Origin of the sequence: Paenibacillus sp. FSL H8-0261, from assembly GCF_045040645.1 — a bacterium.
Lineage (GTDB): Bacteria > Bacillota > Bacilli > Paenibacillales > Paenibacillaceae > Paenibacillus_AQ.
In genome coordinates, this window is record NZ_CP150297.1 from 4671938 (window position 1) to 4686875 (window position 14938).

Annotated in this window: 16 protein-coding genes; 3 read left to right on the forward strand and 13 right to left on the reverse strand. The window is 37.7% G+C overall.

Annotation, left to right across the window (positions count from 1 at the left end; genetic code table 11):
* Nucleotides 1–116: 116 nt before the first annotated feature.
* From MHI27_RS20805 to MHI27_RS20835, 7 genes are all read right to left on the reverse strand, one after another.
* A complete protein-coding gene (locus tag MHI27_RS20805) occupies nucleotides 117–260 on the reverse strand; it encodes a hypothetical protein (RefSeq protein ID WP_156113154.1) in 144 nt (47 codons plus the stop codon).
* Nucleotides 261–354: 94 nt separating this feature from the next.
* Entirely contained in the window at nucleotides 355–582 is a 228-nt protein-coding gene (locus MHI27_RS20810) for a hypothetical protein (protein ID WP_339242538.1), read from the reverse strand.
* Between the two features lie 14 nt (nucleotides 583–596).
* Nucleotides 597–1658 carry a TIGR04066 family peptide maturation system protein gene (locus MHI27_RS20815; protein WP_405174632.1) on the reverse strand — a complete coding sequence of 354 codons (1062 nt, stop codon included), beginning with the start codon at nucleotides 1656–1658 and terminating at the stop codon, nucleotides 597–599.
* Nucleotides 1655–3073 (reverse strand): radical SAM protein, encoded by a 1419-nt coding sequence (locus MHI27_RS20820; protein ID WP_405174633.1) that lies wholly within the window; start codon nucleotides 3071–3073, stop codon nucleotides 1655–1657. Before MHI27_RS20820 ends, MHI27_RS20815 begins: the two co-directional genes overlap by 4 nt.
* Nucleotides 3024–4811, reverse strand: coding sequence for an ABC transporter ATP-binding protein (locus MHI27_RS20825; RefSeq protein WP_405174634.1), 1788 nt, complete (start codon nucleotides 4809–4811; stop codon nucleotides 3024–3026). The genes MHI27_RS20820 and MHI27_RS20825 overlap by 50 nt, the downstream gene beginning before the upstream one ends.
* Nucleotides 4812–4967: 156 nt before the next feature.
* Nucleotides 4968–5765 (reverse strand): ABC transporter permease, encoded by a 798-nt coding sequence (locus MHI27_RS20830; RefSeq protein ID WP_405174635.1) that lies wholly within the window; start codon nucleotides 5763–5765, stop codon nucleotides 4968–4970.
* A 3-nt stretch (nucleotides 5766–5768) separates the two neighbouring features.
* Nucleotides 5769–6680, reverse strand: coding sequence for an ABC transporter ATP-binding protein (locus tag MHI27_RS20835; RefSeq protein WP_076284638.1), 912 nt, complete (start codon nucleotides 6678–6680; stop codon nucleotides 5769–5771).
* A gap of 194 nt (nucleotides 6681–6874) precedes the next feature.
* Between MHI27_RS20835 and MHI27_RS20840 the strand changes: the two genes are divergently transcribed.
* Together MHI27_RS20840 and MHI27_RS20845 are read left to right on the forward strand one after the other, a co-directional pair.
* The gene (locus tag MHI27_RS20840; RefSeq protein ID WP_052404359.1) at nucleotides 6875–7612 is read left to right on the forward strand and encodes a LytTR family DNA-binding domain-containing protein; all 738 of its coding nucleotides are present in this window, start codon (nucleotides 6875–6877) and stop codon (nucleotides 7610–7612) included.
* Nucleotides 7605–8912 carry an ATP-binding protein gene (locus MHI27_RS20845; RefSeq protein WP_076284637.1) on the forward strand — a complete coding sequence of 436 codons (1308 nt, stop codon included), beginning with the start codon at nucleotides 7605–7607 and terminating at the stop codon, nucleotides 8910–8912. The genes MHI27_RS20840 and MHI27_RS20845 overlap by 8 nt, the downstream gene beginning before the upstream one ends.
* A 75-nt stretch (nucleotides 8913–8987) precedes the next feature.
* Here MHI27_RS20845 and MHI27_RS20850 read toward each other — a convergent pair whose 3' ends face one another.
* A complete protein-coding gene (locus MHI27_RS20850; protein WP_405174636.1) occupies nucleotides 8988–9740 on the reverse strand; it encodes a hypothetical protein in 753 nt (250 codons plus the stop codon).
* 123 nt (nucleotides 9741–9863) lie between these two features.
* Here MHI27_RS20850 and MHI27_RS20855 point away from each other — a divergent pair, with 123 nt between their 5' ends.
* Nucleotides 9864–10073: a hypothetical protein gene (locus tag MHI27_RS20855; protein ID WP_042189964.1), complete on the forward strand. Its 210-nt coding sequence runs from the start codon at nucleotides 9864–9866 to the stop codon at nucleotides 10071–10073.
* 18 nt (nucleotides 10074–10091) lie between these two features.
* On the opposite strand, the gene MHI27_RS20860 is transcribed toward MHI27_RS20855, so the two are convergent.
* The 5 genes from MHI27_RS20860 to MHI27_RS20880 form a co-directional block, all read right to left on the reverse strand.
* Nucleotides 10092–10577, reverse strand: a complete 486-nt coding sequence (locus tag MHI27_RS20860; RefSeq protein WP_339266070.1) for a DinB family protein — start codon at nucleotides 10575–10577, stop codon at nucleotides 10092–10094.
* 44 nt (nucleotides 10578–10621) lie between these two features.
* Nucleotides 10622–11713, reverse strand: coding sequence for an LCP family protein (locus MHI27_RS20865; protein WP_405174637.1), 1092 nt, complete (start codon nucleotides 11711–11713; stop codon nucleotides 10622–10624).
* A 204-nt stretch (nucleotides 11714–11917) separates the two neighbouring features.
* The gene (locus MHI27_RS20870) at nucleotides 11918–12145 is read right to left on the reverse strand and encodes a helix-turn-helix domain-containing protein (RefSeq protein ID WP_042189969.1); all 228 of its coding nucleotides are present in this window, start codon (nucleotides 12143–12145) and stop codon (nucleotides 11918–11920) included.
* Between the two features lie 121 nt (nucleotides 12146–12266).
* Entirely contained in the window at nucleotides 12267–12467 is a 201-nt protein-coding gene (locus MHI27_RS20875) for a cold-shock protein (protein WP_036685790.1), read from the reverse strand.
* Between the two features lie 284 nt (nucleotides 12468–12751).
* Complete coding sequence (locus tag MHI27_RS20880; protein WP_405174638.1) at nucleotides 12752–14860, reverse strand: methyl-accepting chemotaxis protein; 2109 nt, start codon at nucleotides 14858–14860, stop codon at nucleotides 12752–12754.
* Nucleotides 14861–14938: the final 78 nt, after the last annotated feature.

The following is a 14938-nucleotide window of genomic DNA, read 5'->3' on the forward strand; positions in this document are numbered from 1 at the left end:
TGCCGGAGATTTTATATTAGAGTTTAAATGCTGACATAAAGGATGTATCCAAAACAGCCAATTTTCTAATAAAACTTCGTCAAAAACAGGATCTCAATTAATGATGCATAAATTCACTAATTTTTAACTGCATTCAAAGCATCTAATTGGTCACTATGTCTTTTTTCTGTAAAAATAAGGCATAGGCACATACACCAGCAAGCTGCAAATGTAGAGACCATAGGAGCTACTTGTTGAGAAGCGTTTTTATTCAGTTCCATTGTTTAGTCCCCTCCTTTCAGTTTGTCATAGGGTCTGTTTTGAATACATCTCTTATGTCAGCATTGAGAATGATAGAGCGAAATTTCTATGCCACTACTTTAGATGTTTCGGTATAACTTCAATAAGTTTTTCTACAGTTAAGTCTTTGATTTCACGGATAAAAGAATCATTGATTTGGAATCCTAGTTCATTCTCGAGATCTGTTAAAATATAAATGATATTTCTAACAGAAGTTACACCTAATAGATTGGTCGTTCTATCGAATTCTTTAACATAATTTTTGACTGTTTCTTCTATAACCTGTTCGTTTAGATACAACAACTCCTTCTCCTCCTTTAAATCATCGGAATATTATTTTGCAGCTCACTTATAATTCTTCTAAAAGCCTCTTCTTGGCTTGTAGAATTAGAAAGATTAAAAGTATACATCCCCTCTTGAGAATAGGAGTTATTTTCCATTGAGTCCAGATAATCTACAGAATAGTATTCTAGTTGTCTTGCTTCTGGATTATATAAACAAACATTCTCAGAAATATGATAGTAATCAATATTAACGCCATATTTGTACAAACAAGTGGACTTCATTTCTTTCAAATGGGATTCTTCGTAATTTCCGTTATACAAACTTAATATTGTGATATCTGGTGTGACTGCATTACTGATTAGAAAAGGTATATACCCATATCCATTGGGAACTGAAGTGCTATACTTAAGAATGCTTCCTGGAACTCCAATAATAATGACATCTGGATTCTCAGCTTGTTCTATATATTTAATATAGGCATTAATACTCTCGACCTGTTCTGAAAACGTTAGATCATTGCCGTCTATAATGTCTGGGATTGTATGGTATCCCCATAATCTAGATAGTGCATTGCTGGAAATCAAACTCATCTTATATCCCGAATTGCGAAAGTTTTCACTTAGTTTAAGCTGCAAATTCCATTTTCCGCAGTTTTCCCCCATCCCCATAATTAAAATAACTGGGACGTCGATACTCGCTAATGCATTCTGTTTCGATATAGAAGGATGCTCTAGATCCAGACACTCCCAACCCTCTATGGTTGATTGGTTTAATACAGTTTTTAATTCAGACACGTACATAATATGCTTTCCCTTCTCTTCTGCAAGAGAAGTTAACCGGCAGTAACCTGATTCATCAACTTGAAATTGAGGCTTACATAATAACAGTACATCAACTGAGTTAATCAGATCATTTAAATAAAAGCTCTCTTCATCACATATTAAAGCCTTTTTAGTGTCGTCCACTTCATCGAATGACTCCCAGCCTTTTGGAACTACGGCATATATCAGCTCGAAATTCTGAAGCTCACTTTCTGTTAGCAATAAAGGCATCAGACCTTTATGAAAAGGGTAAACCGCCAGTTTTTTCTTCACAGTGAAATATCCTCTCTTTTAAACTGATATTTAAATTCCCTCATCATCGTATAGTTCTTCAAATTCTCTAATGCCGACGCTTTAACCCTGTTGCATTTGCTAAGCTTATAGCTTTCTGAATAATGTTCATCCTTTCCATTATCCGCTGCAGCGGGGCATATAGAGCAGCAATGAAAGGCCCAGCATTCTTTACAGTGTTGTTCCGTAACTGCTCCAACATTCAAAATTTCTCGAACCTTTTTAATATCAAAACCATCCTGAAGATTTCCCATTTTCATTAGTGAAGAATTTTCATCTATACGCTCACAAGGAAAAAAGTTACCGTTTACATCTACAAAAAGTTTTTTCAAGCCTGGTATACAAGTCCCGCTGGGATGAGCAATTTTTGGGGTCTCATTGATTGGCGAAAGAAACTCTTTGTAGCTATAAATGGTTTCAATATCACGTTTATGATAGGCCACAGGCTCTTCTTTTACTTTTCCTAGCAGCAATAGATATGCCTTCAAAGCTTCGTAATTTCGTTCTTCAAAATAAGCCTCACCATAAACGAATTCCGTCTCTGTATAGTTCATGGATAGTGTATTAAAGTTAACTTTAGAGAGGTCACTAACTCCTTCTCCCGCTCTAAAATAATCAAAGATTTCTTCGAACTTACCATCTGGACTAATAACTGTATTGAACTTCAGTTTTTGATATAGATCAGGATAGTTATCTCGAATATGTACAACATTACGATATACAATCTCATAGGAACCACGTCCATTTACAAACGTCCTATTTTCATTATGAACATCCTTCGGTCCATCTAGGCTAATCATAATGGATATGTTAAAATCACGAACTTCCCTTGCAAAACTATCATCCAGAAGTGTGCCATTAGTAGTCATACCAAAGGAAATTTCTTTGCCGCTGACTTTTTCCTGTGTATATTTCATAGTATCTATGATGAGTTTTTTTTCAATCAAAGGCTCCCCACCATAAAAAGCTACATGCAAGTGGTCCACGTCTTTAGAATGGGCTACAAGGAAATCAATCCCTTGCTGCAGAGTATCCCAGGTTATATTCAGGGCAGAATGTGAACGATTATTATAAATTTCATTGCTTGAGTAAGGACAGTAACCACAACGCAAGTTGCAATTTTGAGACATTTGAAAAGTGATTGAGTTAACACAGCGCTCTAACTGGTACTCCAACATTTGACTGGCCGGATGCTCAATTTGTAGAATCGGAGATTCAGCTAAAAGCCCTCTCTTTTGAAAATCTTTAAGCACATTTACATCAGCTTCCTCATAACTGCCTTCAGAAATATGACTTAACGCTTCATACTGATTCTGTTTGATTTTATAAATACTGTTTCTATTCATGTCATAGACGTAATGTAGATTCGCTCTCGTTTGAAAAGGAATAAAAGGCATCCGGGGTTTCCTCCCTTTGCGTACTAGTAATCATATCTCTAAAACTCTCCTGAGATGTATACAACTCATCAAAAGTTCCTATCCCAAGAACCTTGCCACCATTTAAATAAATAATCTTATCTAATCTCTTTAATACTTCCGGTCGATGCGTGATAATGATAGTCATCATATAACGATCTGAAGATAACAATTCCTCGTTAAAAACCTGCTCCGAGTAATAGTCATAGCTTGAGGTTGCTTCATCCAATAGCAGAATTTTTGTATCCTTACGTGCTAATGTTCGGGCGAGTGCTATTTTTTGTTTTTGTCCACCCGATAGTTTAGCGCCATTGTAACCAATTCGAGTGTCCATTTTTTCGGGCAGGTCTTGGATAAATGAATATGCCCCTGACTGTTTGCAGCTTTCCAATATCTCAGTAAGTGTAAGCTCTTCAGAAATGTTGATATTGTTCGCCACAGTATCATTGAAAAGATAATTGTTTTGAGCCATCAAGCTCCATATTGAGCGATAGGATTCAAAAGTATACTCTTTCACATCTTTATCGTTTATTTTGATGCTGCCTTCAGTAGGCTCATAGAATCTTAGCAGCAGATTTACAACAGATGATTTGCCGCTGCCGTTCAAACCAATAATCGCTACTTTCTCACCTTTTTGAATGGTGAAATTCACTTGATCCAGAGCTTTTTCATTCTCATAAACCAAGGATACATTTTCGAATTTAAGATCATTGATAGATATTGATTCTAATAATTCCTTCGCTTCCGGTTTATCAATTTCAGCATCCGTATTTAGAAATTTTAAAAACCGCTCAAAGGCTGGTTTCACGCTGGATAATTGCGTAATCAAATACGAAATGATAGTAATTGGTTCAAATACCAATGATGAGTACGAAATGAAAGATACCAGACCGCCAATAGTGATTTCATTTTTTTGGATTAACCAAGCACCGTACAAGTAAAGACCACAAGTAAACAATGTCGTCATAAATGAACCCGATATACTATCAATAAATCCATAACGCATTAACTTGGATTTAGCATTTTTACTTCCATCCAGATTCACTTTCAGTTTCGCTAGTCGTTTTCCAGTAATCCCCCATACTTTTATCGCTTCAATGCCACTAATTGCATCCCCTAACCATTCTGAGAAATTTGATTGCAAGTGCATAATGATTTCATATACCTTTACTTGCTTTTTATATAAAAAACTGCTAATTAGCATTTTGACTGGAATTGTAGCGAGCATAACTAGAGTTAATTTCCAGTTAATATAAAACAATGCTGTTAAGCCGGCGAAAACTTTAAATAGATTAACGAAAGATGTTAAAAATTGCGTGTCTGTCAAAGACGATATGTTGGCGATATCTTGAAAAAGCTCAGACATCACTACTGAGAAATTTCTGTCTTTAAAAAATTTCGTGCGTACGGATAACACATGTTTACATGCTTTCTTATTCAAGTCATATGGTATTCTCACACTTATTTCCTTGTAGTAATAGAATTGAAAAATACCAAGTAATTGTTGGATAAGGAATACTAAAAATATCAGTCCTACGTATTGAATAACTCGATAAAAATCCAAACCTAGAATACCAATGTCAATAAGTTGCTTGGTAAACCAAGGAGTCAAAAAGCTCCCTACAGAAGTCACCAACATAACAATACTGATTATCCAAATGTTTTTACGGTAAGGATGAAATAACTCTTTAATGCTGATCCATACTACATTGTATTTCATTTCACATAACTCCCCGCAACATATACTGAGACTAGCCTCATCCCATCTCAATACCAACAAAAAGAACAACAAAAACTACAATAGCTAGCAACGCACCTATAATAACGATCGTTTTTGGTGATCTATTACCCCTGTCCATTTCAATTCCTCCTTTATCTACGCGTGTATATCTCTTTTTCCAAACGAAATATAGGTGACAGACAAACTAATAGCTATGATAATCACAGGAATCAACACCACTTCCATAAAGCTCTTTGCTCCGGTTAGGACTATATGTTGTGAATTAACGACGTAGATTCCGGAAAACTTCATAACTTGGGTCGTTAAAGCATGGTCTGAAATCCCCCTTAACAATGCGGAGGAAGCATCACGGAAATAACCGGATATCATGAAGTCTCCGAATATAATTAGAAAAGTTACAACCACCGCTGAAGCCGTTCTTTTAATAAGAATACCTACCATAATGATTAGAGCAGCATAAGCTGATAAATAAAGGATATTTAATCCCAGTACACGGGAAACCTGAATCAAGTCAGCAGAAAAATTACGATTACCGATGTTAGTCCCAATTATCAAAGCAGCTATCATATAAGCGAGATAAAACACTACTGTAAATTGTAAAATCCACCATATAATAATTTTAAAAACAGAAAGGTATTTCCCCGTGATATAGATAAACCTACTTTGTCCGGAAGCCAGGATAACTTTGATAGATCCATATTCAAATCCTTCGGTTGCAAAAAAACATACGTAAACCGGAATAATAAAATAAAAAAATAAAGATAAAGGTGTCACAATCGTTAAGGGTTCCGCGAGATTACCGATTTCAAAACCACCTTTACCGCCAATCCAGATTGCTAGTACCAGACTTGCTATAAGGAACAGAAGAGAAATTCCCTTAAACATGATATCCCTTCTTATAAAGTAAGACTCAGCTTTCAGAAAATCCCTCATTGCTCATTCTCCTATCAGATCCATATAATAATGCTCAAGATTTGCTGTGGACAGGTTAATTCCTTCAAGTGGAATTCCATTTCTAATTAACGTTGACATTAACTGTTCAAGATCTGTCAAATCCTTGGGAACCAATATTTCTCCGGCTTCTGACAATGTGATCGAATGAATATTAAGATCGTTCTTAAGCACGTTTATTGCTGCAGCTATTTCAACGGTCTTAATACAAATTTGCGCTTCGGCTGATTGTAAGAGTTCTTCCACAGAGACTTCCTTAATGAACTGCCCTTTATGAATAAACCCGAATTTGGTAGCTAACAATTGGAGTTCACTCAAGATATGGCTGGAAATCAAGATGGTAACCCCTTTTTCATGTGCCAGCTTAGCCAATAATTTTCTCATCTCTACAATTCCTGTAGGATCAAGTCCATTAATCGGTTCATCCAACACTAAAAATTCCGGTTCATTGAGAAGGGAAATCGCCAGCCCTAAGCGTTGACGCATGCCCAGAGAATATTCCGTTGTATTTTTGTTTTCAACATCCGTTAGTCCCACTAAATTCAGCACATCTTTAATTCTCTTGAAATCCGAAATACCATGAATCTTACAATAAAAGCTTAAATTCTCTTCAGCATTCATATGGGGGTAGAGGGCAGGTAGCTCTATTAAAACCCCCATTTTTTTTCTGACTCGTGCGATGTCCTTCTCACTACTTTTACCCATCAATTGGATAGTCCCTTTTGTAGGGTAAACTAATCCACTAATTATTTTCATGAGTGTGGTTTTACCTGCTCCATTCTCACCTACAAAGCCATAGATATCACCCTGTTTAATCTGCATATTTATATTATGAAGCGCATTTGCACTGCCGTACTGTTTAGTTAATCCCTCAGCTTCAAAGATTGTTGTATTCATTTTTCAACTCCTCCATACCGTCTGCTACTAATTGATATTAAATTAGCATGTTTACTAGAATTACTAATCGCAATGGTAAAAAACACGGGAATAAATGTAACTTTCGCCGCTTCCAAGTGATCCCTAAAAGGATAAAGGTTGAATATACTCCCATATAATGTATTATTATTTATAACACAGGAGGGGAATTTCACATGATACATATTGCTATTTGTGATGATGATTTCAAGGCAACAGAATATATTGAGAGATTGATCCTTAACCATCCCATTCAGCAGACTGTAAAGATAGAGGTATCGATATTCTATTCTGGTGAAAGTTTCACGAAAGCCATTCAACATGGTTGTCCATTTGATCTTATTTTTATGGATATAGAAATGAAGGGAATAAGCGGAATAACAGCGGGTCATATATTACGGAGAGATTGTGATAATGATAGGGTTCGGTTGATTTACGTATCGAGCCACGAAGAGTATCATGTTCAACTATTTGACGTTCAACCTTCCGGTTTTATAAAGAAGCCTATACATAACGAGTCTTTTGAAAAAAAACTAATCTCTATGATTCAGCAAATAAAGGTCAAGCGTCAGCAAAACCAACCAAAATTACTGCCTGTACACCAAAGTGGAACTAAACTACTTATTCCAATCCGTAATATTATGTACTTGGCAAGTGATCGCCGAAAAATCATTTTGCAAACAACGGAAGATCAAACGGAATATTACAGTACTTTATCTATAGAAGAAGGAAAGTTACCTTCGAAGCAGTTTGTGCGGATTCATCAATCGTATCTTGTGAATTTCGATTACATAAAACAAATTCAGGGCAAAAAAATTGTATTAACGAGTGGGGAAGAACTTCCGATTAGCGATAAGCAAAGCACCGTAGTGAAAAAGAGTTATTTGCAATTCAGGGGGAGTCTGCTTGAATAATATTCTACTGGATGAGCTGTTCTATGCCCTCACACTGGCAGCTCTCCCATTTATCATTCATTATTTCTATGACCATTGTTTCCCACGGCTTTGGGAATCCAAAGTAATCCTTTATTCCGTATACACTGCTTATTATATTTTTGTACTCCTCCTTCATTACAGCCCACTCCCCGGCTTATGGATGCTAGGGCTTAATATAGTGGGGATCGTTCTCTTGTCCTTTTTGTATAAAGGAAAAATACAATGGCGTATTGGTGCTGCTTTATTTATAGTCGCACTGATTATTCTTTCAGATGCAGCTACTGCACCTGTGTATACGACAAGCGGATACATCTTTACCTTGTTTTTGTCTAAGATTCTGATGTTTATACTGGTACAGATCACGCTTCGTTTTACCAAAGCTTTTGGCGAGGGCAGTCTAAGCAGTTGGTATTGGATCGGGCTGTTCTGCTTTCCGTTTATCAGCATTCTCAGTATTGCAAAATTATCGGGCGAGCTGTCATTGCGGGAATATCCGGCGTTGTATCCGACTTTGTCCGGAGGAATGCTATTGATCAACTTCCTGATCATTCTTTTGTGTGATCGTGTATTAACCATACAATCGGCACAGAATAAAAACTACTTGTTGGAACAGCAGAACACCTACTATATGAACCAGTATCTGCTCACGAAAGAAAGGCAGCAAGAAGTCTTTACGTTTCAACATGATTTCAGGAATATCTTGCTCGGCCTGAGGTCTCAATTACAAGCTGGGGAAAAAGAAGCCGGACTGAATGATGTGGATAAGCTTCTTGGAGTAATAGAACTCTCTTCAGGTGAAAGTAATACCGGCTCCATCCTAATCGACTCTATCATTAATTACAAGTCGCAATTTGCCAAAAAGCTGGGTATCTCCTTTCAAACGGATATTAAGATTCCACCTCAGCTTGACCTAGATGCTTATGCATTTAGCATTATTCTAGGGAACACCCTTGATAATGCCATAGAAGCATGCAGGCATCCAGGTGTGACTCAGCCTTATATTAAATTCCAACTTCATTATCATAAGGGTACTTTATTTATCAGAATACAGAATCCATATCAGCATTCAATACGTACGAATCATTTCGGAGAATTAGCCACAACAAAACGAGACAAGCATTTTCATGGTATCGGTCTAAAAAGCGTAAAGAATGCGGTAGAAGAAATCGGCGGAATATGGGATATCACCTATGAAAACCAAATTTTCCAAGTGGAAATTTGTCTTTTTAACATTGAGATCTTATCAGTTGCAGAAACTGAGCAAAAATGCACCTCATAGAAAGACATCGGACCCAGAGGGTTTTCCAATGTTTATTCTAAGGGGTGCATTTCAGTCACAAGTACATTTATTATTTTACTTACGGTTCGATTGTAAATTTAGACGAAAACGAAATACTGCATCTTCACCGTACCACATAGGGAAATTCGTACCCCAGATATTGTTGTGCAAATTAAAATGCCATCCTTTATCTAGAGAAACAAAAGAATTATCGAATTGTAGCAGTCTTTTTTGACCCGGTGCAGCCAAAGCAGCATCCATGGTTTCGATAAAGGCGCTCCCATCTGCCCCCTGATAACTAACGCCACGTCCAATGGCATGAAGATTACGATTCCCGTCCTTCACTACACGCAAAGGTGAGACTGGCAAGCCCATCTTATCCATCATCCAAAGATTAGGATTATCGACATTCAATGCACAACCGAACCAGCTTGCTTCTGGAAGGCGGTTCGCTTCTTTTCCGAACCATTGCAGTGATACGTCAACCGTACCTTCATGCTCAAAATCATACACTAATTCAAGTTCCTTCGGCGCACCATATAATTCATACGCTTGTACCGGCATGCATAAACGTAGCAAGAACCGTTTGCCGTTTACTCGCTTCATATCAGTCACGATGGGCTCATATAGCTGATGACTAGGTAATGGTCGAACGAATTCAAAGCCAGGCTTATTAAAGTCGGCACCGTACAACTTGGCAATCTCCCCTTCAGATGGGACAAGATCATGTGACTGAAGCTTTCTCTTCCTGATTTCTTCCATAACATGATTTGCTGTCTGTATATATAATAGCGGTTTCCGCTCTTTTTGATGATCCTGATTATCCATTCGAGTCTTCACCCTTTACTCTTCTATGCCGTTAGTCTAAATATTTCGAATGGGACATCTTGTTCTCAAAATAGAATGAACAGTGGATTTATATGCTGCGTTATCAAATAGGAGGTCAACCACTTGAAAAATAAAGAATCATTTGTATTCGTCACAATCCCACTATCCGAGATCAAGAAATTCATTCTTATTGACTTTGTAGCTGGAACGGTCATTTACTTTGCCATTAGGTTTCCCTTACATTCCTTTATAGCCGCCTCAGCCGGCAGCATGTTCGGCCCAATACTCATTCGCCAATCCATGAAATTGGTTCAGAATCGCGCTAAAGCTTAAACCATAAAAGGCAAACTTTCAACCTTGCTGTATGTATTTTAGAAATTGTTCAATCTGTTTTTTATGATGCTTATCATGTGGTATAAAACTTCTCATATACTTGCGAACACTGAACTTCTTGCGGTCTCCATCCTTATATTCCAAATCACATTCTTCATCCGTTAATCCAGAGACTGCATCTAAAATTCTAGATCTGTAGAGCACAAATTGTTCAATCAAGGTTTGCTTGGATAACAATTTGGCATACTCAATCGCGTTAGCATTAAATTCGTTAAAATCCAAATGTTTCGTTGTTAGTGGTTCTTTCAAAATAATCTTCTTAATAGCACCTTCATAGAAATATTTATCCCAGAGCATGAGGTGACAGAGAATATCCTTCACGGTCCATTTACCAGTAGCTATGGGCTTATCCCAATGTTTATCTGGCACCTCTTCTAATGATTTCACGAATGGAATAAGAGACTTAAATTCGAGTATCATTTGCTCCTTTGATTTTACTGCCATAGAAGCTAACCTCCGTGTGAATATAAAATAGAATAGCAAAAATATTATGCAGCATCATCCTTAGAAGCAGTTATTAGATCAGCCTCCGTAGATTCTGGATTCAGCCAAATCTCAATCATATCATGGGTACGCTTTACATCATTTTCATTGAGTATATAATACCATTGATCCGTATGTTTTCCTTCCCCTTGGAGCATATGACTCGTTATTTCAGGGGTTCCACCTTCAAGAATTACCTTCTTAGCCAAATCCAAAATAAAATCTGACTTCATATTGGTTTTAAAGTTACTGCCAGCAATTTCAATAATGTTCTGTATATTAAGAATATTATCTATTCTTTTCATCCGATCAAGCGCTGCTTTTAGGAAAATCCTTTGTCTCTCTGTTCTCTTAAAATCAGAATCTTCCCGATATCTTACATACATTAAAGCTTCCTTACCGGAATAGATCGGTTTGTTCGGCTCAATTCTTAGTTTCTCATGATCGGGGCTCTTATTCTCTATCACCTTGGTGATTGGAAGCACCACTCCTCCAAGAGCATCTGTAACACCCACAAGCCCATTAAAATTAATAGTAGCATAGTAATCAATAGGTGCGTTCAGTAGATTCTTAACGGTATCCACACTCATCTGAGGACCACCGTAGGAATGCGCTGCATTAATCTTGGTTTCTTTTCGTGCTCCTTTGATATTTTCTGCTCCAATAATTTCAGTATATGAATCACGGGGAATGGAGACGAGCAGTGCTTTATGGTCTATAGGTCGAATAACTGTATAAATAATGGAATCAGAAAGTCCGTTTTCTTTGCCACGCTGATCGGTGCCTAGTAGAAGGATAGAGAAAGGACGGTCTTTATTTTCCGTCGTTGCTTGTAATCCAGATTCTTCAGTGTCTTCCAACGGCACATAGGACTCTTCAAGGGTGTGTTCAATAGTTGGCGCTACAACATTATCAAACCCAAAAATCATTAGTTCTTTACGAAAAATAAAGGATCCCAGCCCAACAAGAAGTAAGGTAGCGATCGAAAAGTACCAAATCTTCATTTTCTTGCTGATTTTATTCTTTTTCACTTTCTTTTTCTCGATTCTACTTAAAGCAAATGAAGCAGGTGGATGAGTGCTCTGTTTATTTTTCATTTGAATGAATTACCCTTTCTGTTTATGCGACTTCTCATCATTAATGAACATCACTTTTTATTTCTGCCTACCCTCCATTACCTAAATATCCCATTATTATAGACGATCATTGGATCGATAAGTTTCTTTTTATAAGAAATTTTTGAGGCAAAAAAAAGACCACATCCTATCAAGGATGGGTCTGCAAAGTTTATTGAGGTTACATTAGGTTTTGTTCAGGATCGTATCGATTTCACTTTTCAGTAAAAGATACCTGACAACACTTCTCATAATTGGGACTTTGGTTAACTTATGCTGGTCTACATAGCTTTTCATTTGATCTTTAGACAGACCAAGCAAGCTACCGGCTTCAGACACAGTCAATACTTCTTTGTTGCTTGTAGCGTTAAAGGTTTTCTTCACTTTTAAATTCCAGTCTTCAAACACCTGCACTTACATCCGCCACCTTTCTACTAAGCGAGAAATATAAGACATAAAGTATTGTGTGAAACTTATAATTTCTTATATTTAAAAAAATCCCCAAACTATAAGTTTGGGGATTTTTTTCACAACTTTAGAGTTTTACAACATTCTCAGCTTGTTGACCACGATTGCCTTGAACTACGTTAAATTCTACACGTTGTCCTTCATCCAAAGATTTGAATCCGTCACCAGTGATTGCGCTGAAATGTACGAATACGTCTTCTCCGCCTTCAACCTCGATAAAACCAAAGCCTTTGTCTGCGTTAAACCATTTCACTGTTCCTGTTTGCATAATATAATTACCACCTTTTTTTAATTTACATGTTATTCTTATCCCAAAAAAATCTCTTGCAAAATCTCTAAAAAAATAAAAATTCACATATGGTACAAGGTTATTGTCATCTTAAGAATAACCCTCTACGCTATGTGAATTAGCAGGTAACTACTTTCGATATATTGATTATAGCACATCCGATGGCATGTAGATACCTTTTAGATTATGTAATAAATAGAAAAAACCCTAATCCTTTAGAAAAGGACAGGGTTTCCCACCTGTAATCACGATATCACATCAGTTTAAATTTTAAAATAAGACAATTTGTCCAGCAAATCTTGCACCATTGAGCTGAGGGATTCCGTCGAAGCTGAGATTTCTTCCATAGAAGCAAGCTGCTCCTCTGAGGCTGCTGCAACACTTTGTGAATCTGCGGACGCTTCTGATGCAAGTTCAGCTAATACTTTTACACTAGCTGAAATTTGCTCTGTACCAGCAGTCATCTGCTGTGCAGCTGCAGATACTTCCTGAATCTGATCTGTAACCTGTGTCATTTCAGCAAGAATCGATGTAAACAAAAGATCACTGTCAGATACACCCTGCACACCGATACGTACTTGCTCATTACCAACAGCCATAGCCTGTGAGGCTTGATTAGTATCTTGGACCACATGTTCGACTAATTCAGTAACTTGTTCGGCAGCTTGTTTCGTTTGATCCGCCAACATGCGTATTTCCGAAGCTACTACAGCAAATCCACGACCTTGTTCACCCACTCTGGATGCTTCAATTGCTGCGTTTAATGCTAATAGATTAGTCTGTTTACTGATATTCGAGATCAGACCAATAATCCCACTAATCTGTACAGATCTTTCACCTAGTCGTTCAATCGCCAGACTCGTCTCATCCACGGATTGCTTAAGCTCTGTCATCTGGTTCACCGCCATTTGAAGCTGTGCACTGCCTCTCTTCGTTTGATCGGTTACTTCGTCTGCAGATGCAGACACCGCTGATGAAGAGTCAGCGATACGTTGCACTCCAATGCTAAGATCGCTCATGGCCAGAGAAGATTCTCCTGCATAACCATTCTGCAGTTGCGCTCCCTCGGCGACTCGTCCAATAGCCACAGCAATCTGTTCAGCAGCTTTCCCTGTCTGTTCCGCGTTCGCTGTCAACTCTTCAGAAGTAGCACCCACTGACATCGATAAATCAGCCACAAGTCCAAACATTTCTCGAAGCTTATATGTCATCTGATTAAAATGTGAAGACATCTTACCGAATTCATCATCATTTCGAACCTGCAATGTTTGTGTTAAGTCCCCTTGAGCCATAAGCTGCAATTTCTCAGATAATACTCGAAGCGGTTTGATCACCATTAACCATAATTGTAAGACTATAACTATTCCTAGAATCAGCATCCCAACAAGCATGATAATAAATGATTCTGTTTTCGTTTGTTCGTAGTCAGCCATGATTGTAGCTTTAGGAATCGCAGTCTGCGTATACCATACCTGATCGCTTTCTGGCAGTGGAATCGGAACAAAAATACGAAGTACATTTTCTCCTTTGGAATTATTGGTGTACCCCTGAACCGACTTCCCATTCTTCACTTGTCTCCACAGTGCAGCTTTCTCTTCCGTATCACCGAAATCTTTAAGTACACTTTCTGGATCATTAGGATTAGCTGCATATTTACCATTACCCGTGACTAGAGAAACGTATCCACCCATAGGTTTATATTTATCAGCATCCTCCTGGAGCTTTGATAACGAAACATCAAATCCTACCGTCCCAAGAAAAGTGCCCGATTTGTCCAAAATAGGCAGCATAACCGAAATCATCTCTATAGCCCCACCAGTCGTCTCATAGGAATAGGGTTCAATGTAGATCGGTTTTTTCTCTTTTTTAGGTAAAAGGTAATAATCACCCGCACCTTCTACATCATAATTCTTTAAGGGTTCAACCGTTATTGAACCTTGATTTCTAAGAACATAAGGAATAAAACGCCCCGTACCATCATCATATGGCGTCTTATTGATATTAGCCTGATCGTTTTGATCGAAGGCATTGGGTTCCCACAATGTACTAATTGCAAAAAGCTCGGGTCTATTCTCGAGCATCGATTTCATTGTAGAAATAACTTCTTCACGACTCAAAGTTTGATGTTCTCTTGATTCAACCAGTACATCTGTGAATACCTTTGCTGCCGACTCTATGTCTACCATACTATTCTGAATAGTTTCCGCATAACTTCGCCCAGCAACTTCCGCCTCTAGTTCACCGTTCGATATGCTCACACTTCGAAGATTAAGCAGATTCGCGATTAGACTAAAGAAAAAGATAACAATGATAACTAAACTTACTACCAGAACAAATTTAACCGTTAAAGAAAGCCTACGATATAACGCCATCTGAACAACTCCACTCTAGGATAATATACCTTATCTTTAATCGACAAAATACGACTATCATTAAATAGGTCTTTTCAC

What these genes read in the sequence shown, in the direction of transcription:
- MHI27_RS20805 (WP_156113154.1), bottom strand. Translation starts at nt 260, where the DNA reads ATGGAACTGAATAAAAACGCTTCTCAACAAGTAGCTCCTATGGTCTCT.
- MHI27_RS20820 (WP_405174633.1), bottom strand. Translation starts at nt 3,073, where the DNA reads ATGCCTTTTATTCCTTTTCAAACGAGAGCGAATCTACATTACGTCTAT.
- MHI27_RS20825 (WP_405174634.1), bottom strand. Translation starts at nt 4,811, where the DNA reads ATGAAATACAATGTAGTATGGATCAGCATTAAAGAGTTATTTCATCCT.
- MHI27_RS20830 (WP_405174635.1), bottom strand. Translation starts at nt 5,765, where the DNA reads ATGAGGGATTTTCTGAAAGCTGAGTCTTACTTTATAAGAAGGGATATC.
- MHI27_RS20835 (WP_076284638.1), bottom strand. Translation starts at nt 6,680, where the DNA reads ATGAATACAACAATCTTTGAAGCTGAGGGATTAACTAAACAGTACGGC.
- MHI27_RS20840 (WP_052404359.1), top strand. Translation starts at nt 6,875, where the DNA reads ATGATACATATTGCTATTTGTGATGATGATTTCAAGGCAACAGAATAT.
- MHI27_RS20850 (WP_405174636.1), bottom strand. Translation starts at nt 9,740, where the DNA reads ATGGATAATCAGGATCATCAAAAAGAGCGGAAACCGCTATTATATATA.
- MHI27_RS20860 (WP_339266070.1), bottom strand. Translation starts at nt 10,577, where the DNA reads ATGGCAGTAAAATCAAAGGAGCAAATGATACTCGAATTTAAGTCTCTT.
- MHI27_RS20865 (WP_405174637.1), bottom strand. Translation starts at nt 11,713, where the DNA reads ATGAAAAATAAACAGAGCACTCATCCACCTGCTTCATTTGCTTTAAGT.
- MHI27_RS20875 (WP_036685790.1), bottom strand. Translation starts at nt 12,467, where the DNA reads ATGCAAACAGGAACAGTGAAATGGTTTAACGCAGACAAAGGCTTTGGT.
- MHI27_RS20880 (WP_405174638.1), bottom strand. Translation starts at nt 14,860, where the DNA reads ATGGCGTTATATCGTAGGCTTTCTTTAACGGTTAAATTTGTTCTGGTA.